Genomic DNA, 22,884 nt, shown 5'->3' on the forward strand with positions numbered 1-22,884 from the left:
CAGAACTTTTGAGGGGCCTCAAGTTAATTCTCGTAGGGAAAACAAATTTAGAAGATAAAGGAGAAGAAATATGTCCTGGTATTTAGACAATGTTTATGAACTAAACAAAGAATCGCCCTATACGTTTTATCTTCCCAGCACTGAGGTGTTGGATCAGTTAGAAGTCGGGGATTCGGTAAAATTAATCTTCACAACCGAGGAAGCCGATCACGATGGATTCAGAGGAGAGAGAATGTGGGTTGAAATCACTCATATTAATGGAACAGAATTTGTGGGAAAGCTTGAAAATGAACCTCACCGTCTACAGCTAAAAAGAGGAGATGAGATCCCCTTCAAGATCGAAAACATTTGTGACACTGAATATGAAGACCCTCAATCATCTGATTGGGATTTTTATTTTGACACTCTCGTAACAGTCAGTGATGATGTCCTCGATAAAAGAGAATTCAACTTTCTTTTAAGAGATGAGCCGCACGGCGAAGGTGATTCTGGTTGGTCAGTACTTAGCGGCTATGAAGAGGATGAGTTTCTAGGTGATGCTGAAAACTTTCAAGTTGTCTCGATTGGAGTCATCCTAAATATCGATGATTCCGTTTTGGAATTTATCCAGGAACCACCATTGTGTGCATATGAAAGAGATGATGAAGGTGAATTTTATAGAATAGAGGATTATGATTGGGAAAGTTATTTAAACGGTTAAGATTGAAAAGAATGAGTTCATTTTTTCTATTGAATACAACCGTTAGGACTAAAAAACCCTTTTTTGAAGAGTTCGTGCTTCATGGGATGATTAAAGGGAGAGAACAAGATATGAATCAAAACTTGATAGGTATATATAAAGGTGAATTATCGGAACGTCAGATAAATGAATTAAAAGATCTCACCAGGGTTTTTACCCAAAGTTTGAATACTGGGATCTTAACAACTTCAATTCAAACCCTGACCTTATTGGTTGCACAAGAGGATTCTCAATTAACTGCCGGGCATACTGACCGGTATTACTTATTAACACAAGAATTACAAAAACTGCCTCACTGCGAGGATGAATTCTATTTTGTTTATGATTATCGAAAGAGAAAATTCGTAGAAAATCCTATGAGAAAGTGTTTTTCTTTGATGAAAATATCAATTGTTCCTTCTAAGCTGGAAGATCTTATTCAAACAGTGAAAGACATAAAACAAGATGTATTTGCAGGGTTTAACATATGTGCAGTTGAATCTGGAATTTTGGTAGTGGATGTTCTTCTTACTTCACCGATTTTAGAGAGGATTCATAAAGGTGGAAAAATTCCTGATTCATTGAGAAGTGACCAACATTATCTTTATTTGGCTGGATTAACAGAATTACTTGCTGACCCAGCAATATGCAACTATGTTCATACAAGGGCCATTGGTGACAGAACTGAATTTTAATATGATCAAAGCGTATTAAAACTTGAACAAAACCTCTAGGCGACTTAAGTAGTTTGTTCATTGACCATATAGAGCAGTATTCCTGTAATAAACACCCCGGTAACGACATAAACAATAAGAATAGACTGGAACGGGAGTGTTGTTTTTGAAAATACTGCTCACTGGATCGACAGGACAACTAGGTTCGGCTTTGCTCCATCAACTAAAAGATACAGACTATGAAATAAAACTTACTTCCAGAAGAAAACCTAATGAAGCGGGAGAATACAAGTGGGTTTATAGCGATTTACTGTCAGGTGAAGGTTTGGATGAAGCAGTAAAAGATGTAGATGTAATCATTCATGCTGCAACAAGTCCTGTAAAGAATTCAAAAATCGTTGAAGTACTGGGTTTTGAGGAGTTATTAAAAAAGGCTGAACATGTTAGGCATTTCATTTATCCTTCCATTGTTGGGATTGATCAAATACCATTTGCCTATTATAAACATAAATTAAAAGCGGAAGAATTGTTGGAAAGCAGCGGTATCCATCATACTATTGTACGCGCGACTCAGTTCCACCATTTTGTCGAAAATTTATTCCTGACAAAACCTTTTTTAAAGAGATATATCGTCCCAGGGAACTTTAAATTTCAAAGTGTCGATGTAGGAGATTTTTCAAATCATCTAATGAGTTTGGTGGAAAAAAAACCACAAGGAAGAGCAGATGATTTTGGCGGTCCAGAAATTATGACATTAAGAGAAATGGCTGAATTGAAAATCAAAATGAATGATGAAACAAATAAAGCATTGAGCATACCTCTAGCTGGAAAGCTGTATAAATCATTCTGCGAAGGGAAAAACACTAATCCTTCAAGGAAAATGGGAACAATCTCTTTCGAAAACTATCTTAGCAATAAGCTGGATGGGTAGAAACATGGAAGGGTTACAACTGGTTACACCATTAGAATCAACGCTTTATTAATCGATCATCTTAGGTGGGATTAAAAAGTTGAAGTTAAAATGGGTGTTATTGGAATTTGATTGGAACATAAGGAATTAATTTGGAAAATTCTATTAATTAGAGTGTGGTTATGTTAAGCTTAAGGTATTCCTAAACTCGAAGGGATAAAAGGAGTTATTCCAATGTTCGTATTATCACGTAACATTAATGGAGCTAATGAAAACCTTAAGAATTCAAACAGCCATGTGGATAAAACGTTTAAAGAACTTTCTGCTGCATTGCATTTTGCAAATAGGATAAACAGGAACACGGTCCCTTCATTCTCTTGGTGCGTGAAAAGGTTATAAAATTCATTAAGTTGGTGAATGCCAGCTTTTTTTTTAGCTCATTTATCCCCTTTATGGGCTCACCAGCCCACCTCAGATTTTATCAATCCTAAAACCATGGTCGCGTTACCCAATACATGAACCATTCAACAGAACTAATTCAATGAGATATTTCGCTTGTTTATTACCCGTATTAATCCAATAATCGATCTGCATATTAACAGCTTAAAAAGTAAGCTGATCAGGGAGTGGTACCATGTCCAACCCTTTCTCCAGGTGATCAGCCTCGTACTCTTTGCTGCAAGAGTCTCTAGTGCAATTTGAGGTATTAAGAAAGGAAAAAGTTTTAGAATCATACCAGCAAAGTTACTGTTCAATGTCCATTGATTATAGTAAAGCAACATTAAAGGGTAATGGATGAAATCAAAAGGGAGATGAATCTTGTACTTCGGGAAGAGCTTCTCTTTATATTTTAAGTATCCTTTCGAAACAAGGTATTGGTCAGCAAAATAATTGCCGATAAAGCTCACTAAATAAACGATAATCCAGTCTTTGAATGGACGTTTTACAATTGCAAAAGGGAGCAGAATTAAGCCAGTTATGGTTGTGAAAATTAAAAAGTAGTATGGAAGTTCTTTCTTCTGCATTTATGTTCCTCCTCTTTTAGAATCACGTTTCCACTAAATACTTCCTCCAATACATAGGCGATATTATTTTCCCCAATGGCATGACACTCATACGCCCACAAGAGAGTAGGGTAGGGTGTCATTGAGGGTGAATGTTTCCTCTTAACCAATGAAAAAGAACGCTTGGATAGCAGAATCCAGCGTTCTTTTTCGATTATATTGGAGGTGCTTTCCTATAAGCACAAGAACCATTACCTCAAAAAGAGGCTCCATGTCATTTACCTTTTTTCAAGAATTAATAGATGTTGTGGGGGGATGACCAAATACATTTTCTTCTTTAAAATCTGATCGACTATCTCATTTGGAACTGAAGCAATCAGTGTGATGGCATCTGCAGTCTTAACAGTTAAGTTTGTTTGATGAATGCCTTTAACGATGTCGGTGATTTTGAACGGAAATGCATTAAGAGACTGGTTGTCTTCGTTAAAATGAATATTCTCTGAGAAGATGCCGATATGGCTAATGTTTTCTGTAACATGCTGTTTCTCCAATTTCAGTGTAAGCCCCTGAACCTGGCATTGTGTCTCTGTAATTGAATCGACAGGGATGATATTCTGGCAGCCGATTATTTTTGCGGAAGTTATGTTTTTTGGTTTTTCAAAAATCTCTTCTTTGCGCCCGGCCTGAATGATTTGGCCCTGGTCGTACAGGATGATCTGGTCACAAAGCCTGTAGGCTTCTTCCATGTTATGGGTGACGAGCAGGACGATCCCTTCGTAATTTTCCTTAAGAATTTTCATCAATTCCTGCTCAAGCAGATGCTTTACATGATGATCGAGTGCCGAGAAGGGTTCATCCAATAACAGCAGGTCAGGTTCTGTCACCAATGTCCGTGCAAGGGCGACTCGTTGCTGCTGGCCTCCGGAAAGCTGGGCAGGGTAGTGCTTTTCATAGCCTGAAAGTTGAACCTTCTCGATCATGCTTGATACTTTTTGTTTTTTCTCTGCTGTGAGCAGTCCTTTAAGTCCAAACTCGATATTTTGCTCAACGGTCATGTGAGGGAACAGGGCATAGTTTTGAAAGACATAGCCGATTTTTCGGTCCTTCGCTTTCAGGTTTATCCGCTGATCTGGCTGGAATAATGGTTTGCCATTCAACAGGATTTTACCATGATCTGGTGTTAATAGACCGGAAAGGCATTGTAATGTCACGCTTTTTCCGCAGCCTGATGGACCGATGATTCCGGTGATTCCTTTAGATGCCTCGAAGCTGGCATTCAATTTAAAATGTTTGAGAGTTTTCGAGATGTCTACAGTGAGCATAGGATTATCCAGTTCCCTTCGTCATTCTCTTTTCCAGGCGGTTGATAATGTAGAGGATGATAATGGCGACGGCCGTCATGATAATGACGAGAATGTTTGCCAGTTCTCTGTTTCCGGCCAACAAGGCATCATAGATGGCAATCGGCATCGTCATCGTTTCATTCGGGATGCTTCCGGCAACCATGAGCGTCGCACCGAAATCTCCCAGTGCACGTGCAAATGAGAGGGTGATCCCGGCAGCAATGCCCCTCCACGCTAAAGGAATCGTAATGGTCAAGAAGATATTGAGCTCGGACCTTCCGAGTACCCTTGCCGCATTCAGCAGGGAAGGGTCAATTCCAGCAAATGCGGACCTGGCCGATTTGATCAGGTATGGTATCGACACCACCATCGCAGCGATGACGGCTCCAGTTGGTGTGAAAACAATCGTCATGTCGAAAGTCTCTTCCAGAAACCTACCTATGGTACTTTGGCGGCCTAAAAGCACAAGCAGGTAATAGCCGAGGACAGTTGGCGGCAAAACGATCGGCAAGGTAATCAGCGTGTCAAGAATGTCGGCTATTTTTCCATTCGAGCGATTAAGATAATAAGCAATTGGAATCCCGATGATAAAAGCAAATAGAGTTGCTGTGAGAGCAACCCTAAATGATAAAAATAATGGGAATAAATTGATGCTTTCGGTCATTTACTTCCCCTCCGGAATGGTAAAGCCATAACTCTCCATGATCGGTTTTCCAGTCGGACCCTTGATAAAATCAATGAAGTCCTTCGCCAGCTTTTCCTGTTTTGTCCGCTTGATGACAGCGATTGACTGTTCAAGTGGCTCATGCATGTTGTCATCAATAAGGTGGAAATTCAAATCATCTTCCCGGTGGAGGGATAATGCGATTATTCCAGCCTCAGCATTTCCTGTTTCAATAAATGTCAGCGTGTCAGATATATTTCGTCCATAGACGAGTTTGCCCTCAATTTGATCCCAGATCCCGGCGGCTTCCAATGCCTGCTTGGCTGCCAGTCCATATGGAGCATGCTCAGGGTTGGCAATGGCAATCTTCTTCACTTCAGGTTTCTGTAAATCATCCAAAGTTTCGACTAATAGGGGTCTCTTGGCTAATGTCGAAATGCCGATTCTGCCAAAGGCGTACGTCGTTTGTGACTCAGGAATGATAAGATCCTTTTCTTTCAACTGGTCGACGAACGAAATGTTTGCAGCTGCGAAGATATCAAAAGGAGCACCATTTTCAATCTGGTCCGCCAGCTGTCCTGAGGAACCAAAAGAGAAGGTTACTTTTGCTCCAGTCTCTTTCTCAAAGAGAGGTCCAATATCTTTAAAGGCCACTGCCAAGTCAGATGCAGCCGCAATTTTAATTTCCGCTGGCTGAGTTTCGTTCGCGTCGTTTTTACTGCAGCCACTGATTAATATACCGGCCAATAGAGCCAAGGAGATCATTATGTAGGAAGTTTTCTTTTTCACCAGATTAACTCCTTCGTGCTAAGTAGATTCTAGATATCATTATAGAGGTTTATTTGCTGCTGGTACAATGATATTCTTCACAATCAAAACCACCGCAGGGAAATCGAATTATTTCTCGGGAAAGCGCAGGATTTGACTTTATTTTCGCTGATTGTCAGATTTTCGGGTTTTATGGCGAGGGGTACTTTTACCTAGACAATTGCTTCGTAATCCGCTAAGTTGTCAGTATAGAAAGAAAATTCTAAAAGAGTAGGAGTGGGGAATATGGTTCAATTCAAGAAGCCGGATGTGGAGAATTTCTACCGTACCTTTAATATTCAAGCTTTTACCGTAAGTCCTGATGAAAAGCAGCTCGTTTTCAGCACGAATTTGACAGGAAAATACAATCTGTGGGCAATGGATTTGCCAAATCAGTATCCTTATCCGCTGACGTTTGTGGATCAGAGTTGCCAGGCGTTGACTTATTCGCATGATGGCAAGTTCATGGTCGTTGGCTTTGATCGAGATGGAGATGAAAATGGTCAGCTATATGCCATGTCTCCTGCAGGGGGCGAGCTGGTGCCGCTTCGCGTCGCAGAGGGTCATCGCCATATGCTTCCGTTTTTATCAAAGGATGATCAGCGACTTTATTACACGTCTACAAAAGGCAATGAGACGTATTTGAATATTTATCGGTATGATCTCGAAAACGATGAAGAAAGCGTTGTTGTCGAAGGAAATGGAGCCGCCAGCATTCTCGTCGCCGTTGATGAGAATGAAGAGAACTTTGGGTATATCAAGCAATATGCGAATACATACTCACCTGGTTTTATTTTTCAAGATGGAAAGTCATACTCGGTAACACCTGAAACGGATGAACAGTTTACCGTGGGTGAAGGTGCGTTCGTCGAGAATCACTATTACTTTGTGACAACCTATGCTGGGGACAGGGCGTATCTAGCCAAGTTCAACCTGGAAACGCATGAGTTTTCCAAGGTGCTATCGATTGAAAAAGAAGAGTTTGGTGCCGTTCGTTATGACAAGAGCACCAAGAGTCTTTATTTTACAACATCACAGGGAGTGCAGGATTATCTGTATAAATATCATCTTGCAGACGGGAATTATGAAAAGGTTGAGTATCCGGCTACCATCATTGTGGGCGGTCAGGTTGCGGAGAGCGGAAACCTCTATATTTTAGCAGGTTCTGCGACGAAGCCGTTTAATATCTTCCTTAAGGAAGCAGGAAGTTCAGAATGGAAGCAGCTGACCAATCTGGCTGTTCCTGGTGTGAAAGAGGAGGATTTGGCGGAACCAGAGGTCCTGAACTATTCTTCCTATGATGGCTTGATGATGGAAGCTTTATTTTTCAAAGCAAAGGAAGACGTCAGCAACGGGCACGTGATCCTTTGGCCGCATGGAGGGCCACAGGCTGCGGAGCGAACCTTTTTCCGGGGTATGTTCCAGTTCCTGGTGAACAGGGGATACAGCATCTTCGCTCCGAATTTCCGTGGTTCCACTGGATATGGGCTGAAATTCATGAAAATGGTTGAAGGCAATTGGGGTGAAGGGCCGCGGCTGGACAATATCGCCGGTCTGGAATATCTGTATGAAAATGGCCTGGCTGACAGGGATAAAACATTATTGATGGGCGGAAGTTACGGCGGGTATATGGCATTATTGCTTCACGGCCGCCATCCGGAATATTTCAAGGCTGTTGTTGATATTTTCGGGCCATCGAATCTCTTCTCGTTCATTCAATCCGTTCCGGAGCACTGGAAACCGATCATGAACCAGTGGGTAGGCGACCCTGTGAAGGATTTTGATAAGTTAACTGAGTTTTCACCAATTACTTACTTGGACCAGATGACAAAACCAATGCTGATCATCCAGGGCGCGAATGATCCGCGGGTTGTTAAGCAGGAATCAGACCAAATCGTAAAAGCTCTTCAGGAAAAAGGCAGGGAGGTCAAATACCTTGTGCTTGAAGATGAGGGCCACGGATTTTCGAAAAAAGAGAATGAGATATTGGTAAACAAGACGATTCTGGAATTCTTTGACCAGTTTGTCGAGGCAAAGGTATTTGCTGAGTAAGTTTTCACGAATGATTCCCCGCTGACACTTGTTGGCGGGGAGTTTTTGATTATCTTGCTTGAGTCGTCGGATATTCTATAAAGCCGCCTAAGAAATTTTCAACAGTTGAAAATAAAGCATGAAGGGAAGAAAAGCAGTTTCATTAACGCTTATTAAAGCATTCAAAAGGAATTGGATAAAGGATGGCGCGGGTTTAAACATAAATATGTAAGATGTTAGAATCATTAAGGTGTCGATCCGGAGGGATTGGCACTATTTTTTGATTTTATCAACTTTTTTCAAAGTCTTGTTAAATTTTTCAAAATATTGAAACCTAATCCGATCCGAAACGTAATTACTTTTAACCTGGAAGGAGTAAAAAATGGAATACTTTGAAAGAGTAAAAGAAATTCAGCAGCTTCAATGGCAATTATTGATGGATTATTGGTATTTGCATACTGGACTTCTTTTTGCGGGATTAGTCTTTGTGGTGTTTTGGGTTTTGAGGAGAGGAAACTAATGAGATTTAGGGAAACTTTTTAGAAGGAGTTATAGTATGATTCCAACTGCAAACACTGCGCTTAAGATTTGCATTAGTCTTATAGCCCTCATGGCAATGATTTTCTATCTGGCAAAAACAAAAAATGTGGATGTTACATATCAGCAAACTTTGGGTAGTTTTGATCAATACCAGGACGTGGTTGAGGATTTTCTCAAACATCCATCTGATGAGAAACTTTCCGCAGTAAGTCATCATCAAGGTTCATTTATCTATCATTATCAGACGCTAATAGACCATCAAACTGCATTTAACAAGGTTTTTAAAATTGAACCGATCCTGACTGAGCAGGAAATAGCTTTTTTAAAAGAATTAAAGAATCAGGAACAGAAGCTAGATGAACAATTGATCGACACTACTTGGAAGGAAGTCTATATAGCTGCTGATTTTTCAGGATTATTAGAAGAAGCAGAGGAAAATGGTGAGTTCCAGTCTGAGACAATACAGATAAAAAAAACTGGAAGAGATTTATATCAAATCACGATTATTGGTACGTTTCGAACAGAGGATACAACCAATATCCTAAGAAGATACTTTCTAATCGAAACAGAAAAAGGGAACTTCTATTGGGAAAAGCCTTCTGATTACTCCATAAAATTGAGCGACATAGAAGCAGAGCTCAAGATTGGGAGGAACAAATACAGTATAACGGGCAGAATCATTTCGAATCTGGATGAATAGTGTTTGTAACTTTGTTCATAGTGTTACCTCTAAGAGGATTAGCTTTTTGTTTTTAGTGTTTAGAAATTTATAAGAATCTCCCTGGTGACGAAACTCCCAGGATTAGAAACGGAGGAAATATAATGGAGAATCAAAATTCAGTTGCTAAACTGCTGCGCATCATCGGAATTGTCGTCATGATCGGTGGAGTTCTCTTTGCGTTGATGGTCGATACCAGCACACCAGAGGGCGGCCTGCATTGGGGGAGAACCTTGACTGTCCTGTTTTCCAGTTTTGTTTCAGGCATGCTTTTCATTGGGTTTTCTGAAGTCATTGCCCTGCTTCAAAAAATTCACCTTCAACTCCAACAAGGCGGATCAAAGGCTTCCGCTACACCGGTAAACGAGCGCGAGGTGGAACAGCCACAGGAACAAACAGAGTGGCAGCCGTCACCGCAAGACCTGGAAGACATCAGAGCACTTTACCACGGCCGAAAAATTACAAAAATCGAAGCATCGCCTTATCAAGACTATTGTGCCGTCCAGCTCGAAGGCGAAGCCGACATTGAAGTCGTTGAGCTGGGAGGGTTCAAGCCAAAGAAAGTTTCTGCTGCTGCTAAACCTGACTTAGTAGACAGGATTCGTAAATGGTTTAACAATCTTCATTCATCCTAAGACAGGGGAGGCACCTTTGCAGATTAGAAGCAGAGGCCCGCCTTCCTCTTTTTATTTTCTTTAATTTACCTTTATAGGGGGAAACTTTCTGAGTATCCTTCAAAAAATAGGGAAAACAAATTCAGGTAAAGTAAAGGAGGAATACACAATGGCAAAAGTTTTAGCGGTTTTATCAAGTGGACATAGGGATGAAGAAAACAATTATGAAACAGGCTGGTGGGGTGAGGAATTGTTTGCCCCTATGCTACTCCTTGAGGAAGCGGGTCATCAAGTCGATTTGGCTTCGCCACTGGGAGGCAAGCCGACTATCGATAAAATGAGCATAAGTGAAGAGTATGATCCGAATGGTACGTATAAGGACCTCTATGAATCAGGTAGAGCGGATGAAACACAAAAGCTGTCGAACGTGAATGCCGAAGACTATGATGTGGTACTCATAGTGGGCGGACATGGTGCGATGTATGACCTGGCGAAGAATGAAGATCTTCATAACATCATGAATAATGTTTATGACCGAGGCGGCATCGTCGCTGCAGAATGCCATGGTCCTGCTCCATTGGTATATGCAAAGCGACCGAACGGAGAAAGCTTTATCGAAGGTAAAAAAGTAACCGGTTATCCAGATGAAATGGAGCCGGAAGGTCTATTGGATATCCTCCCGTTCAGCCTCGAGCAGGAAATGCGGAAAATCAGCCAGTATGATCAAGGTGACCTTGAAAAGACAGGACATGCTGTATGGGCAGACGATCAACTAGTTACCAGCCGCGACCCATTTTCTTCCGAGTTGATGGGTGAAGAGCTGGTGAAGGCACTAAATAAAAGAGAAAAGTAAGGCGATAAAACAGGGGGACGGTTCTAGTGTTTTGAAAACACTAGAACCGTCCCCCTGTTTTGGTGTTATATTTATTGAAATGAAACCTGGAAAAAATCCAAATCGTCTAATTATCAAAAAATAAGGTTGTGAACACATTGATTGATCCGGCAGAAAATCTAAATCGGGAAGAAAAGCTAAAATGGCTAATGAATGCCTATGGAAATGATGTTATTAGGCTTGCTTTTACATATTTAAAGCAAAAGGAATTGGCTGAAGATGTGGCGCAGGATGTTTTTATAAAATGTTATGAAAAAATGGATTCCTTTCGAAATGAATCATCCTATAAAACCTGGCTCATCCGGATTACGGTGAACAGGTGTAAGGATGTGTTGAGGAGCTGGCATTATAAAAATATGTATATTACGAATTTTTTTAAACAACAGACTGTGCCTTCCCTTGATTATCAGGTTATTGAAAACCAGGAAAATGAATTAATAGCTAAGCACATATTAAAACTTACTATAAAGTATCGAGAAATCATTATTTTATTTTATTATCAGGATTTATCCATCGAGGAAGTCTCGGACTTGCTAAAGATTAACGCTAATACGGTGAAAACCAGGCTGCATCGAGGACGGCAAAAATTAAAAGAATCATTGGAAGGAGAGGGAACAATACATGGAAAATAAATTGGAAAATTTAAAAGAAAAAATGGATAAAACCGTTTTGAAAGATGTGTATTTTGATGATAAGCATGCTAGGCATGTCTTGAACACAATAAAAAAGTCGGAATTTAAAAAGCGTGAATTTCCGTTGAAGAATAAGTTTAACGCTTTGCTTAGTGTTTCGGTCGTTTCAATCTTGTTTTTAGGAATTATCTATTTTGTTGGAATCCAGTTAAATTTATTAGATGGACCCGAAAGGAGACCGGCTGGTGAACCAAAGGAAACTCTGCCTTTAAAAGAGGAAGCAGCCTCTATAGAAGAAAATAAAGAAGCAATTAAAAAAATACTTGAGCTTGAGTTTACAGGTCCAGATGAGAAATTAATGGATTTAATGTGGAATCCCAAATATAAGACTGTTGTTAATGGTCAAGAAGAGAATAAAGAATTCGATCAATATATAGAAGAGAAATATGGACCATATTTTACAGAGTCGGGTCTCCAGTCCTTCATAGCTGCTTTTGGAGGGACTCAATACCACACTTTCGCTTACAATTCTGAATACCAGTTAAGTTTCAAGGATGCCATGATCGAGCAAAATGAGAATAACCCTAGACTTTTTACCTTTATTGCGAAGGTCGGTTATCAAAAGAACGGCGAGGAAGAAAAAACTGTGAATGTAGAAGGTAAGGTTTTGATCTCAACAGAAGAAAAAGGAAAGATTGGAGAATTTCAGTATGGAAACGACGAAGGTTTGTCGGATAAATTGAGAGAATAAAATCAACTTTTTGTTCAACTAATTAGATATTACTTTACCCCTTTTAAAATTAAAAGGGGTCTTTTTTTATGTACTGCCTGACGATTAGGTCGGACGAAACTGGTTTAACCTCCACCTCTCTTGACCATATTGATAATTGCCCCATATGATGAATTTCGTGGGTAATGATGTGACGTATGATCTTACCGTAAGTAAAGAAATGAGTATCACCTCTCTTACTGCTTATTTGAATATGTTTTTTCTCATAATCCTTTGGCAAATTTAGTAGGAAATGTTCCGTTACATTCTTTGTAAATAGAGAATACCTTTCAACATCTTCCAGATTAACTATAAAGTCCTTCTCAGAATAGTGATAAGGTTCTTCAAGCATGTAATTTATCCATAAAAGTTCACAATCTATAACATGAATAAGGTTTTTTAGTATGCTGCCCATACCACCAACTCTCTCAGCTTGTAGCTCTTCTGTTGGAATGGACTTACACCATTTAAGCCATTCTTCTCTTACTTGCCAATTATAAAAAAACAAATCTAACAAAATAGCTACCTCCCTAATGTTCTATAAAATATTTTAACAATAAATAATTTCTTTTGGTACTATTTGTTAAATATGCAAAAACTATTTAATGACTGTTTTGTAATGGATTTGTAAATTCATGAAGGAACTGAAACTGCTGAAAAATATAGATGGGCAAATTGTTTAAATTCAATATCAGTTTAACATTTTGGTGACATGCTCCTAAAAAGGTAATTAACGTATAGTGTGATAACTACCTTTTTAGGAGTGATGTGTTTTGTCCCATTATAATAATCGGTATTTCCCCCATATTAATAATGGTTATAACTACGGTGGGCAGTATCCATCCCCTGCCACCGGTATTCAAAACAGCCATAGAAATTCTGCAACAAGGGCTAAATCTTTTTCTAAAGAGGAAGCAGCCGCAATCGCCTTGCTTTTAGGCATTGATTTTTGCAAAAGCAAGTTTGATTTAAATGAATTTTGGATGGGGGTAAATACTGAGCTCGAACATGGAAAAATATCCAGTCAAACAAATGTAACGGATAATGATCCTCTAATGACGGGGAAAATTGCCCTGGCTCATCTCAACGAATTTCCTGATTACTACAAAAGATTAAAGGTACTTGAGGAAGAAGCAAAAGCCTTTTGGAACAAATAAAACAGGGGGACGGTTCTAGTGTTTTGAAAACACTAGAACCGTCCCCCTGTTTCGCTTGAGTCTCACCCTTACGTAATATGACGCTTTATTACTGTAAAATTACATTTCTTTAACTTATCTCAGGAAAAGACGGAATATCCATGCTGGTGGCGAATTGTATAGGTATAGAGAAAAATAGGGGGCAATATCTAAGAGAATTGGGGGGACTACAAATGCTGGAATTTGATACTAATATCGATCAATTTGCCACTATAAAAGTAATTGGAGTAGGTGGCGGCGGAAATAATGCCGTGAACCGGATGATTGAGGACGGCGTACAGGGAGTGGAGTTCATTGCCGTGAATACAGATGCTCAGGCTCTGAACATGTCAAAAGCTGAAGTCACTATGCAAATCGGCGGTTCGCTGACCAGGGGCCTTGGTGCCGGTGCCAATCCTGAAATCGGCAGAAAGGCTGTCGAGGAAAGCCGGAAGCAGATCAAGGATGTCCTGCAGGGGGCGGACATGGTGTTCGTAACCGCCGGAATGGGCGGCGGAACCGGGACCGGAGCTGCGCCGGAAATTGCCCATATCGCGCGGGAACTTGGCGCGCTTACCATTGGAGTGGTGACTCGTCCGTTCACTTTTGAAGGCCGCAAGCGGGCACAAAATGCGGCAGCCGGAATTGAAGAGATGAAGAAAGCTGTTAATACTTTAATCATCATTCCTAACGAGCGATTGCTGGCAATCGTCGACAAGAAAACGCCGATGATTGAAGCCTTCCGTGAAGCCGACAATGTCCTCAGGCAGGGTGTCCAGGGCATTTCCGACTTGATCGCTGTACCAGGCTTGATTAACCTTGACTTTGCTGACGTGAAAACGATTATGTCCCATAATGGAACGGCGCTTATGGGCATTGGAGTGGCTTCAGGTGATGACCGTGCTGCCGAAGCTGCCAAAAAGGCCATCTCCTCACCGTTGCTTGAAACAAGCATCAATGGCGCGAAAGGAGTGCTGATGAACATCACGGGGGGCGTGAACCTCAGTTTGTATGAAGTGCAGGAGGCGGCAGATATTGTGGCAGCTGCAACAGATGACCAGCTTAACATGATTTTTGGTTCGGTCATCAATGAAAACCTGAAAAATGAAATCATGGTGACCGTGATTGCTACGGGCTTCGATCATGATGAAGATGAAACACCGCCATCGAATTTTTCGCGCCGTCCGGGAGACATGATAGCCAATTCCCGCGAGCAATACCAGGCTCAGTCGAGACGGCGAGAGCCTGTTGCCTATTCAGAATCGAGGAATTATGGCCAAGCCCAAAACTACAGCCAATCCGGAGGCTACGGCCAATCCGGCAATTACAGTAAAACGCCTGCAAACGCTGAGCCCGCAAATGGCGAACGGGAAACCCAGCAGCAAGACGATTCGCTTGAAATTCCAGCGTTCTTGAGAAAGCGAAGCAGACGAAGGTAATTTTACGAAAAGGGCCAAATCATTGCGATTTGGCCTTTTTTTAATTCGAAAAAATAACCGTTTATTCCCTCTTTTTAACTGGCAGATTTTAATTTAAAGAAAGGTTGAATCATGGAGCTATATACAAACGAAGCCCTTGTGCAGCCTGATTTTGTGGACCTGTCCAGATTGTTGCATTTCCTTAATCATACTTGAATATGTAAATCGTTAATTACTTAGTCTAAACAGGATTTTTACATTAATCTCCATATTAATGGGGATACTTTAAGAAAATATGAGATGGGATTGAAAATTAATGGTTGAACACAAACCCAAAATAACATCTGCTGAAATTTCGATGTTGTGGAGTACTTACATAGGCGACACTATGTCTATATGTATGCTAAAACATTTTTTACATACTTGTGAGGATGAGGATATTAAACCTATTATTGAGCTTGCTCTTAGTTATTCAACCGATCATGTTATTCATATATCAGATATATTTAAAAAAGAAGGTATTCCTATTCCTCAAGGATTTGGAGAACAAGATGTAAATTTGCAAGCAAAGAAACTTTTTTCTGATGTTACGTATCAGCGTTACTTGCATCATATGGCTAGAACTGGATTAAATTCATATGGTTTAGCTAAGTCAATTTCTGCTCGTAAAGATGTCCGCGAATTGTTTAAACAGTTTTCAGATCAATCAGAAACGTTGTATGACCGTAATGCAGAGCTGATGCAGGAAAAAGGGGTCTTTATCCGAGCTCCTTATATTGCTTATCCTGATAAAGTGGAGTATGTTACAGAGCGGAAGTTTCTTGGTGGACTCATAGGGCATCGACGGCCACTCCTAGGTGTAGAAATTGCCCATTTAGGGATTAATATTGAAGTGGCAAATGTAGCTAAAACCTTTCTTCTGGGATTTAGTCAAGTCGCACAGTCAAAAAAAATTAGTGATTACTTTAAAGAAGGCTATGATTTAGGAAAGAAAATGGTTGAAGATTTTATGATAAAACTAAAAGAAGACGATAATTCTTATCCATCCACCTGGGATTCTACTATTACTAATAGCACTGATGCACCTTTCTCAGATAAATTAATGTTATTTCATACAAATTTACAAAGTGCCATCGGTATTGGAGACTTTGGACTTGCTATTGCTGCATCACTTCGGAAAGATGTAACCGTCAATTATGAAAGCTATATCCTTAGGGTTGGTACCTATGCTGAGGAAGGTGCAAAAATCTTAATTGATCATGGGTGGTTTGAAAAACCGCCTCAATCTATTGATAGAGAATTACTTAGAAACAAAAGTAAATTTTAATTAAGAGGGATTGGAGATAAAACAGGAAGAATTAAAGTTCAGAAGGAGAAAAATGATTCAATAATGAAGAAACTCCGCAGAAATAAATCTGCGGAGTTTTTTTTAATAGGAGTTCTATTATTTACGGGAAGCACGAAGGTCTTCCAAGGACCAGCCTTCGTATAGACCGATGTCATCGAATGCTTGCAGGAAGGCGTTGTATTCTTTGCTGCCTTCACCATACAGGTCAGTTGCAGACTGCAGGATGGCTTCACGGAACTCAGCGAATGACGCATCATAGTGCAGATAGTCATAAGCGCGGTACCATGTATCCGCTACAACCTTGCGTCCCATGTCATACTTTTCAGCAACAAGGTAGGCAGAGTACTGAAGGATTGTACAGTTGATGTGTACGCCTCCGTTATCAAGGTTGGCAGGAAGGTCATAGTACTCATCCATATGCATTGGGTAACGGCCTTCGCCATCCACACTGTAAGGGAAGTAAACGGCACCTACCTTGAATTTTCCAGGATTTTCGTTGCTTCTTAGGGCAGTTCGGCCACCTTCAAGCCATGCCGATCCCATGATATCTTCTCCGATTTCCCAGTTGGCATCGTCAACAATAGCTGCAAACGTATCAGAGTACGCTTCATTAACTGCGCCAGTTTCGAAACGATAACGCAGGCCGCCGTTATAATGAGTAATGCCGTGAACCATTTCATGAGCGGTTACATCCAGGGATGCAAGCGGGATGAATTGTTTTCCGTCACCATCGCCGTAAGTCATCATCGCAATACCATTGCTCCAGAAGGCATTGTTGTACGCTTTACCGTAGTGTACGCGTGAATTAATAGCCATTCCTTTGTCATCAAGCGAGTTGCGGCCATGGTTATTCTTGAAATAATCATAGACAATCTTGGAGTTGCTGTGGGCATCAACAGCTGGACCCTGTCCGACAGTTTCCCATGAACTGCTGTCGCCGCTGTAAAGGACGTCTTTCCAGGAAGCATCGTTATTGGAATACAGCCACATCTGGTTTCCAGTGTTCTTCATGTTATACGTAAAAATTCCGTTCATCCCAGAAATCGTGGAATCTGCCAGGTAGAAGCTGGAGCCTTCACCGCTGCCCGGGAGGTTTCCGTGAGAGGTGGACAGGTTCTTCAGGACTCCTGTCGTTCCAAGTCCAGTACCTCCGGCCGGCTTTAAGCTGCTTGCTTTTTCAATCGCAATTGGGGTTGGCCCCTGTGTGGATTTCTGGCCATTGTCAGCTGCATTGAAATCAACTACATCACTAAAGAATCCAAGACCAGTCATGGCATTATACTTGTCAATGACTTTACCAGTTTGTGCATCTATGTATGCATACCAGTTACCTTGTTCTTCATTGTAAAATTCCAGGTTCACCCTGTAGGCAAGGTAGAATTGATTTTCGTGAGGGAAGATGACGAGCTCGGAAGCCTCAAAGTCGACCTGTTCAGGTGCATCTACTGCTTTTTTCGCTGCACTTAGGGCGGCTGCCTTGCTGACTGCAGGTGTAGTGTCGATTTTAAGCTCATCCACAGCCGGGTTGTAATTTCCGTTGACACTCGTAATCTCGTTATTTTCGTTGTAATGAACATTGATTTGGTTTCTATCGACTGGAATTCCATCTTTAGTTTGCTGCAAACGAACGTGTGTTTTACCTTCTTCTTTCTCAACTTTCACTTCAGTAAGGTTTTTTCCTGGTGCTTTCATGTTAAAAAAGTCTTTATGCTGCTCCAGGAATTTCTTGGCGTTGTCACTGCTTGCCTCAGACCTCTTCGTGGAAAGCTTACCTGCTACAAACGCAGGTGTTCCTTGTCGATCCTCGCCAACGATCTTTACGTTCCCGTTGTTCAGGTTTTTGAATTGTTGAAGAGAGTTCCCCTCTGCGAAAGCCGCTCCGGAAAAAGAACTGCTTAGCAGGAAGGAAGATAGCAAGATTCCACCGACCTTCTTTTTCATCCTTACCCCTACTTTCTTATCATAATTTTATAAACTAGTATCTCGAAAATCGAAATACCTAGCTTACGTAAAAGAATACTCAACAACAGTTGAAGAATCAACAGAATTTTCTTTTAATTCAAATCAATGGAAATCTTGATTTGCCATGTTTTTTAGGCCTTATGAAATTGTTTTAATAAAAAGCTATGGTTCTATCAACCCAGCCGGCAAACTAGCAAAAATTCCGGAATTGCCTGAAAAGTCAATGCATTTTAGGGCATTATGCCAAATGGACCAAGGAAGAAACAACATGCAGAAAAACGTCGAATCCTTGCGGAAAAACAGGAAGAAAAGACTGTGCTTAGAATTAAACAGTTGGTTTTAAAACAGGGGGACGGTTCTAGTGTTTTGAAAACACTAGAACCGTCCCCCTGTTTCGAAAGGTTTTTACAGTTATTTGGCGAATTATTTATGTAATGGAAGGGAGATGGAAAAAGGTATGGTTAAAGAGAGTAAGGCTATGGAAGTGAAGCGGTATACAATACAGCAGTTTTATGGATCTGAGTCGATTGCGGGGAATTCGATTTCGTCTGATGGAAGGAAAGTTTTGTTTTCTGGAGACAAGACGGGGATTTACAACGCGTATTGTGTGTCGGTTGAAGACGGTGTGCGGACACAGCTCACGCATTCTGAGGAAAATGCTGTTCTTGTAGCGGGCTTTTTTCCCGAAGATGACCGCTTTTTATTTTTAAGTGATAAGGGCGGGAATGAAATACTACATATCTATTTAAAAAATGATAATGGGGAAGAGGTCGACCTAACTCCTGGCAAGCAGGAGCGGGCGGAGTTTTACGGCTGGAGTCAGGACGGAAAAAGCTTTTTCTACGGATCCAATAAGCGGAATCCTAGTTACATGGACGTCTATGAAATGGATATTGCTACTTATGAACCCACTTGTCTTTTTGAGAATGAAGAAGGATATGAATTTGGGTCTATTTCTAAGGATAAGCGGTTCATTTCCTTAGGGAAAGTGAACAATGCCAATGATTCCAATGTCTACATTTTTGACCGGGAAACGGAGAAGATGTTACATGTAACTCCGCATGAAGGGGATATTCAGAATATCCCACAAGCATTCTGCAGGAATTCCGAGAGCCTTTATTTCCTTACTGATGAAAATGAGGAATTCCAATTTCTAAGAAAGTATCACATTTCAACAGGTGCAACAGAGGATGTTGTGAAGGAAAATTGGGATATCATGTTCTCACGCTTCTCCAAACAATCCACTTACCTGGTTTATGGGATTAATCAGGATGCCAGTACAGTCGTGAAGGTTCTTCATTTGGGCACTGGAGACTATCTTGATCTGCCTCAACTTCCGGATGGGCAGATATTGGATTTGAAATTTTCGGCAGATGAGAGTCTGTTGACATTCCTGTTTAATGGCCCGAATTCTCCTACGAATTTATATAGCTACGAGCTAGAGACATCTCAATTAAAACAACTCACCGATACCCTTAATCCGGAGATCAGCCAGGCAGACTTGGCGGATGGGGAAGTAATTCGCTATCCTTCTTTTGATGGATTGGAGATTCCAGCAATATATTACCGGCCAAATGTGAAAGCGGGAGAAAAGGCGCCGGCACTAGTCTATGTCCATGGAGGTCCTGGCGGGCAGTCAAGAACGGACTACAGTCCGCTGTTCCAATACCTGGCAAATAACGGCTATGCTGTTTTGGCTGTCAATAACCGCGGCAGTTCGGGGTACGGCAAAACGTTCTTTAGTGCGGCCGACCTGAAGCACGGCGAAATTGACTTAGAGGATTGCATCCAGGCGAAGAAGTTTCTGCGGGGGCAGGCTGATATTGATGGAGAAAAGATTGGCATCATCGGAGGAAGTTATGGTGGCTATATGGTTCTTGCTGCACTGGCTTTCAGACCGAAGGAGTTCAATGTTGGGGTGGATATCTTTGGAGTTTCCAACTGGGAACGCACGCTGAAAAGCATTCCGGCCTGGTGGGAAAGTTTTCGTGATGCCCTTTACCAAAAAATCGGAAACCCTTATACGCAAACAGAATACATCCGAAGCATCTCTCCATTGTTTCATGCTGATAAAATCAACAAGCCGATGATTGTCTTGCAGGGAGCGAATGACCCGCGTGTCCTGAAGGTCGAGTCTGACGAAATCGTCGCCGCTTTAGAAAAGAACAATGTACCGGTGGAATATATTGTATTCCCTGATGAGGGACACGGTTTTATGAAAAAAGAAAACCGGATAAAAGGCTACCAGGCCGTCCTGGACTTTTTGGAACAATATTTAAAACGATAATACTCAAAAAAATCGTCTGGATTGAATTCCAGGCGATTTTTCGGCACGGGTAACGGGGACTGCTTGATCAGGACCTTCAAGAAAAATTGATAGATCTAATAGACGGTGCTCGTGTTATAAAAAAGGGAGTTGTTTTGGTAAAAACAGGAGAACCGTCCCCCTGTTTTTTCCCGTGTTTTTTACTCAATCGATTCTTCTTTATACAGTGCGGCATTGGCTCTTGTATTTAGACTTTGTGTGGATGCCCACAGGTTGCCAAGGAATCGGGGCATCATCTGCTGCGATGGGAGGATGCCGTATCGTGAAAAGTAGATGAACAGTTTTAGATAGGTTCTTGCATTGCCAGGCAGGTGAATTTCCTTCGCGTAATATTGATTTTCTGTGACTGTTGCGAATGATCGAGTTTCAAAGCCAGAGATGAAACGAGTCCTCTCGCCTTTGTACTCATTTTCAATGAAGTGGATTTTTTTTATGATGGTAGGGTCGTCGTTTCCATCGTAGTTGGCCAACCGCGCCTGATCGAAGGCTGAAATTGAATCAAGTGCTGGAACCAGCGACAGCACATGGCCATATGCCTTGTCATGGCCTTCGTAAAAGGGATTAATCTCCAATTTATCGAGCAGTTCAACCAGTGCTAATTTGTCTTCTTTTAAATAAGGGGGCCTGAAAATTTGCCGCGAGAGCTTTAACTCATCAAGCGTGCCACATTCAAAAGAGATGAAGAAATACCACTGCCCATAATCATCGAAGCTGATGTCGTAGGTTTTTTCGTCCTTTTTCAGCCGATAATCTTTGAACCGATTTTCTTTGTCGAATGTAAAATCCCTTGCAGCCTCATTACCAGGCATAAAGCCATAGGGAGACTCAATAGGAACTGCAATTTCTGAGAAGTATTTGTTTTTCATCTATAACACACCTTTTATCCAGATACATAAAGAGTACCCATTATCGAGTGACTGAACACTATAAAACCAGGAAAACAGAGGGACGGTTCTAGTGTTTTAGGTTATGGATAAAAAAACCACCAGCTTGAGGAATCTCAAGCTGGTGGGGATGACCGTCTTTTATAAAAGCCTTTATCTTACATGCCAAAACCTACACGCTGGTTATCTTGTTCGGAATTCCATTCTTGCTTCTTTGATTTTTTATTGGCTGATTGGAGCTCTGAACAAATATGTTCAATGTCGACTGCCTGATCGTAATGGTATTGGAGAGCCACTGCTGTATAGAGCTCATTTAACTGTGCAAATGAAAAGCCATTTGAAAGTTGAATCACTCTGTCCAATTCACTTGAAGTGATGAATTGCTGGATGTTCTTCTTCAGCAAATAATGTGTTCGCATGTCTTTTGAAGGCAGCTTTAGTTCATAGGCGCGATCGAAACGTCCAGCACGGTTGATCAATGCCGGATCTATTTTTTCTGGATAGTTCGTCGTCCCGATCAGGAAAATGCCTTCTTTTGAAGTCGCTCCATCTAAAGTGTTGAGAAAATACGAACGAACATGTTCCGGCATGGAATCTATATCTTCAATCACCAGGACCATCGGTGCCATTCTGGAAACTGAGGAAAAGACTTCTTTGATTGAGTAGCTGGAAGTATACTCTGTAATTTGCCAGTATGCTACCGGTGCTGAAATGCTGTTCGCAATGGATTTGACAAGAGTCGTCTTTCCATTTCCCGGTTTTCCGTAGAGCAGGATTCCTCTTTTATAAGGGATCTTGTAGGTGGTGAAAAACTCTTTGCTTTCCGAAAAGAACTCATCGATGGAGCGATAGATTTCTTTCTTCGTTGTTTCTTCCAAAAATACTTCATCCCTGTTGACAAGGTTCGTAATTCTTTCTTTGCTGGTATCCACACCATCATCGGTGTCTGTATAAACAGTCACGTAATTGCGAATATAATCCCGCTTCCTCTTAAGGATGTATTGAAGGTATTTTTCTAAGCTAGCTTGATTTTCGCAAAGGAGTAAGTCGTAAGTAGTGTCCATATGATTTTGAAAAATAGGAACACGTGCCAGCGCCACCTTGAATTCAGGATAATAAAAAACGGAGTTGTTGATTCTTGGCTTTGCAATCAGTTCCATTACTTTTTCTGTATGAGTGGAAGAGATCGTGGCCGTTTCAATGACATCAAGGATATAGGATACAAACTGGACCTTCTCATTGTTCGAAACCACATCCTCTTCTAACACTTCCCATATTTCATTGGTGGTTTCATCATCAGAAAATTGTTGAAATGTTACGCCGAACCGATCAAACAATTCCTCTTTAATTTGATGAATCAAATACCCATATTCATAATAGTTTGGAACCAGTGTTGCATCCATTTCTTTAAAAGATAAAATAAAATCTTTAGGCTTCATCATTTTCTTCCTTTTT

Annotated in this window: 22 protein-coding genes and 1 pseudogene; 15 read left to right on the top strand and 8 right to left on the bottom strand. The window is 41.0% G+C overall.

Annotated features, from left to right (window positions below; genetic code table 11):
* Positions 1 to 70 precede the first annotated feature (70 nt).
* From EJA10_RS02410 to EJA10_RS02420, 3 genes are all read left to right on the top strand, one after another.
* Positions 71 to 700 carry an immunity protein Imm33 domain-containing protein gene (locus EJA10_RS02410; RefSeq protein ID WP_125478417.1) on the top strand — a complete coding sequence of 210 codons (630 nt, stop codon included), beginning with the start codon at positions 71 to 73 and terminating at the stop codon, positions 698 to 700.
* Positions 676 to 1,413 carry a hypothetical protein gene (locus EJA10_RS02415; RefSeq protein ID WP_125478418.1) on the top strand — a complete coding sequence of 246 codons (738 nt, stop codon included), beginning with the start codon at positions 676 to 678 and terminating at the stop codon, positions 1,411 to 1,413. Before EJA10_RS02410 ends, EJA10_RS02415 begins: the two co-directional genes overlap by 25 nt.
* 145 nt (positions 1,414 to 1,558) lie before the next feature.
* Entirely contained in the window at positions 1,559 to 2,323 is a 765-nt protein-coding gene (locus tag EJA10_RS02420) for an SDR family oxidoreductase (protein ID WP_125478419.1), read from the top strand.
* Positions 2,324 to 2,835: 512 nt separating this feature from the next.
* Here the strand turns inward: EJA10_RS02420 and EJA10_RS02425 are convergent.
* The 4 genes from EJA10_RS02425 to modA all read right to left on the bottom strand — a co-directional run bounded on the left by EJA10_RS02425 (position 2,836) and on the right by modA (position 6,102).
* Positions 2,836 to 3,327, bottom strand: coding sequence for a CBO0543 family protein (locus EJA10_RS02425; protein ID WP_125478420.1), 492 nt, complete (start codon positions 3,325 to 3,327; stop codon positions 2,836 to 2,838).
* 257 nt (positions 3,328 to 3,584) lie between these two features.
* Complete coding sequence (locus EJA10_RS02430; protein ID WP_125478421.1) at positions 3,585 to 4,628, bottom strand: sulfate/molybdate ABC transporter ATP-binding protein; 1,044 nt, start codon at positions 4,626 to 4,628, stop codon at positions 3,585 to 3,587.
* A 4-nt stretch (positions 4,629 to 4,632) separates the two neighbouring features.
* Positions 4,633 to 5,313, bottom strand: a complete 681-nt coding sequence (gene modB, locus EJA10_RS02435) for a molybdate ABC transporter permease subunit (RefSeq protein WP_125478422.1) — start codon at positions 5,311 to 5,313, stop codon at positions 4,633 to 4,635.
* On the bottom strand, positions 5,314 to 6,102 hold the full coding sequence (gene modA, locus EJA10_RS02440; RefSeq protein WP_246017650.1) for a molybdate ABC transporter substrate-binding protein: 789 nt from the start codon (positions 6,100 to 6,102) through the stop codon (positions 5,314 to 5,316).
* 264 nt (positions 6,103 to 6,366) lie between these two features.
* On the opposite strand from modA, the gene EJA10_RS02445 reads away from it, so the two are divergent.
* The 8 genes and pseudogenes from EJA10_RS02445 to EJA10_RS02470 all read left to right on the top strand — a co-directional run bounded on the left by EJA10_RS02445 (position 6,367) and on the right by EJA10_RS02470 (position 12,298).
* Entirely contained in the window at positions 6,367 to 8,172 is a 1,806-nt protein-coding gene (locus EJA10_RS02445; RefSeq protein ID WP_125478423.1) for a S9 family peptidase, read from the top strand.
* Between the two features lie 120 nt (positions 8,173 to 8,292).
* Positions 8,293 to 8,391, top strand: a pseudogene (locus EJA10_RS23695) (DNA alkylation repair protein); the annotation flags it as partial.
* Between the two features lie 142 nt (positions 8,392 to 8,533).
* Positions 8,534 to 8,671 carry a hypothetical protein gene (locus tag EJA10_RS23190; RefSeq protein WP_170169039.1) on the top strand — a complete coding sequence of 46 codons (138 nt, stop codon included), beginning with the start codon at positions 8,534 to 8,536 and terminating at the stop codon, positions 8,669 to 8,671.
* Positions 8,672 to 8,707: 36 nt separating this feature from the next.
* The gene (locus EJA10_RS02450) at positions 8,708 to 9,391 is read left to right on the top strand and encodes a hypothetical protein (protein WP_125478424.1); all 684 of its coding nucleotides are present in this window, start codon (positions 8,708 to 8,710) and stop codon (positions 9,389 to 9,391) included.
* Positions 9,392 to 9,513: 122 nt separating this feature from the next.
* A complete protein-coding gene (locus EJA10_RS02455; protein WP_125478425.1) occupies positions 9,514 to 10,044 on the top strand; it encodes a hypothetical protein in 531 nt (176 codons plus the stop codon).
* 148 nt (positions 10,045 to 10,192) lie between these two features.
* The gene (locus EJA10_RS02460; protein ID WP_125478426.1) at positions 10,193 to 10,876 is read left to right on the top strand and encodes a type 1 glutamine amidotransferase domain-containing protein; all 684 of its coding nucleotides are present in this window, start codon (positions 10,193 to 10,195) and stop codon (positions 10,874 to 10,876) included.
* A 137-nt stretch (positions 10,877 to 11,013) separates the two neighbouring features.
* A complete protein-coding gene (locus tag EJA10_RS02465) occupies positions 11,014 to 11,547 on the top strand; it encodes a sigma-70 family RNA polymerase sigma factor (RefSeq protein ID WP_281274462.1) in 534 nt (177 codons plus the stop codon).
* Positions 11,537 to 12,298, top strand: coding sequence for a hypothetical protein (locus EJA10_RS02470; protein WP_125478427.1), 762 nt, complete (start codon positions 11,537 to 11,539; stop codon positions 12,296 to 12,298). The genes EJA10_RS02465 and EJA10_RS02470 overlap by 11 nt, the downstream gene beginning before the upstream one ends.
* Positions 12,299 to 12,347: 49 nt before the next feature.
* On the opposite strand, the gene EJA10_RS02475 is transcribed toward EJA10_RS02470, so the two are convergent.
* On the bottom strand, positions 12,348 to 12,833 hold the full coding sequence (locus EJA10_RS02475; protein ID WP_170169040.1) for a DinB family protein: 486 nt from the start codon (positions 12,831 to 12,833) through the stop codon (positions 12,348 to 12,350).
* Positions 12,834 to 13,089: 256 nt separating this feature from the next.
* On the opposite strand from EJA10_RS02475, the gene EJA10_RS02480 reads away from it, so the two are divergent.
* From EJA10_RS02480 to EJA10_RS02490, 3 genes are all read left to right on the top strand, one after another.
* Complete coding sequence (locus EJA10_RS02480) at positions 13,090 to 13,473, top strand: DUF5661 family protein (RefSeq protein ID WP_246017651.1); 384 nt, start codon at positions 13,090 to 13,092, stop codon at positions 13,471 to 13,473.
* Between the two features lie 212 nt (positions 13,474 to 13,685).
* The gene (gene ftsZ / locus EJA10_RS02485; RefSeq protein ID WP_125478429.1) at positions 13,686 to 14,930 is read left to right on the top strand and encodes a cell division protein FtsZ; all 1,245 of its coding nucleotides are present in this window, start codon (positions 13,686 to 13,688) and stop codon (positions 14,928 to 14,930) included.
* Between the two features lie 295 nt (positions 14,931 to 15,225).
* Positions 15,226 to 16,236, top strand: a complete 1,011-nt coding sequence (locus EJA10_RS02490; RefSeq protein ID WP_125478430.1) for a DUF3231 family protein — start codon at positions 15,226 to 15,228, stop codon at positions 16,234 to 16,236.
* A gap of 117 nt (positions 16,237 to 16,353) precedes the next feature.
* Here the strand turns inward: EJA10_RS02490 and EJA10_RS02495 are convergent, their stop codons facing one another.
* Positions 16,354 to 18,198, bottom strand: coding sequence for a M4 family metallopeptidase (locus EJA10_RS02495; protein ID WP_125478431.1), 1,845 nt, complete (start codon positions 18,196 to 18,198; stop codon positions 16,354 to 16,356).
* A gap of 478 nt (positions 18,199 to 18,676) precedes the next feature.
* Here EJA10_RS02495 and EJA10_RS02500 point away from each other — a divergent pair, with 478 nt between their 5' ends.
* Positions 18,677 to 20,506, top strand: coding sequence for an alpha/beta hydrolase family protein (locus EJA10_RS02500; RefSeq protein WP_125478432.1), 1,830 nt, complete (start codon positions 18,677 to 18,679; stop codon positions 20,504 to 20,506).
* Positions 20,507 to 20,685: 179 nt separating this feature from the next.
* On the opposite strand, the gene EJA10_RS23635 is transcribed toward EJA10_RS02500, so the two are convergent.
* On the bottom strand, positions 20,686 to 21,411 hold the full coding sequence (locus tag EJA10_RS23635; RefSeq protein ID WP_211340520.1) for a hypothetical protein: 726 nt from the start codon (positions 21,409 to 21,411) through the stop codon (positions 20,686 to 20,688).
* 176 nt (positions 21,412 to 21,587) lie between these two features.
* Positions 21,588 to 22,871 carry an ATP-binding protein gene (locus EJA10_RS02510; protein WP_125478433.1) on the bottom strand — a complete coding sequence of 428 codons (1,284 nt, stop codon included), beginning with the start codon at positions 22,869 to 22,871 and terminating at the stop codon, positions 21,588 to 21,590.
* Positions 22,872 to 22,884: the final 13 nt, after the last annotated feature.

It is taken from the genome of Mesobacillus subterraneus, from assembly GCF_003937825.1.
Classification (GTDB): Bacteria; Bacillota; Bacilli; order Bacillales; family Cytobacillaceae; genus Mesobacillus; species Mesobacillus subterraneus.

Bases quoted from the DNA above. Each gene is read 5' to 3' on its own strand.
- EJA10_RS02410 (WP_125478417.1), top strand. From the start codon at position 71: ATGTCCTGGTATTTAGACAATGTTTATGAACTAAACAAAGAATCGCCC.
- EJA10_RS02425 (WP_125478420.1), bottom strand. From the start codon at position 3,327: ATGCAGAAGAAAGAACTTCCATACTACTTTTTAATTTTCACAACCATA.
- EJA10_RS02430 (WP_125478421.1), bottom strand. From the start codon at position 4,628: ATGCTCACTGTAGACATCTCGAAAACTCTCAAACATTTTAAATTGAAT.
- modB (WP_125478422.1), bottom strand. From the start codon at position 5,313: ATGACCGAAAGCATCAATTTATTCCCATTATTTTTATCATTTAGGGTT.
- EJA10_RS02445 (WP_125478423.1), top strand. From the start codon at position 6,367: ATGGTTCAATTCAAGAAGCCGGATGTGGAGAATTTCTACCGTACCTTT.
- EJA10_RS23190 (WP_170169039.1), top strand. From the start codon at position 8,534: ATGGAATACTTTGAAAGAGTAAAAGAAATTCAGCAGCTTCAATGGCAA.
- EJA10_RS02450 (WP_125478424.1), top strand. From the start codon at position 8,708: ATGATTCCAACTGCAAACACTGCGCTTAAGATTTGCATTAGTCTTATA.
- EJA10_RS02455 (WP_125478425.1), top strand. From the start codon at position 9,514: ATGGAGAATCAAAATTCAGTTGCTAAACTGCTGCGCATCATCGGAATT.
- EJA10_RS02460 (WP_125478426.1), top strand. From the start codon at position 10,193: ATGGCAAAAGTTTTAGCGGTTTTATCAAGTGGACATAGGGATGAAGAA.
- EJA10_RS02470 (WP_125478427.1), top strand. From the start codon at position 11,537: ATGGAAAATAAATTGGAAAATTTAAAAGAAAAAATGGATAAAACCGTT.
- ftsZ (WP_125478429.1), top strand. From the start codon at position 13,686: ATGCTGGAATTTGATACTAATATCGATCAATTTGCCACTATAAAAGTA.
- EJA10_RS02490 (WP_125478430.1), top strand. From the start codon at position 15,226: ATGGTTGAACACAAACCCAAAATAACATCTGCTGAAATTTCGATGTTG.
- EJA10_RS02495 (WP_125478431.1), bottom strand. From the start codon at position 18,198: ATGAAAAAGAAGGTCGGTGGAATCTTGCTATCTTCCTTCCTGCTAAGC.
- EJA10_RS02500 (WP_125478432.1), top strand. From the start codon at position 18,677: ATGGTTAAAGAGAGTAAGGCTATGGAAGTGAAGCGGTATACAATACAG.
- EJA10_RS23635 (WP_211340520.1), bottom strand. From the start codon at position 21,411: ATGAAAAACAAATACTTCTCAGAAATTGCAGTTCCTATTGAGTCTCCC.
- EJA10_RS02510 (WP_125478433.1), bottom strand. From the start codon at position 22,871: ATGATGAAGCCTAAAGATTTTATTTTATCTTTTAAAGAAATGGATGCA.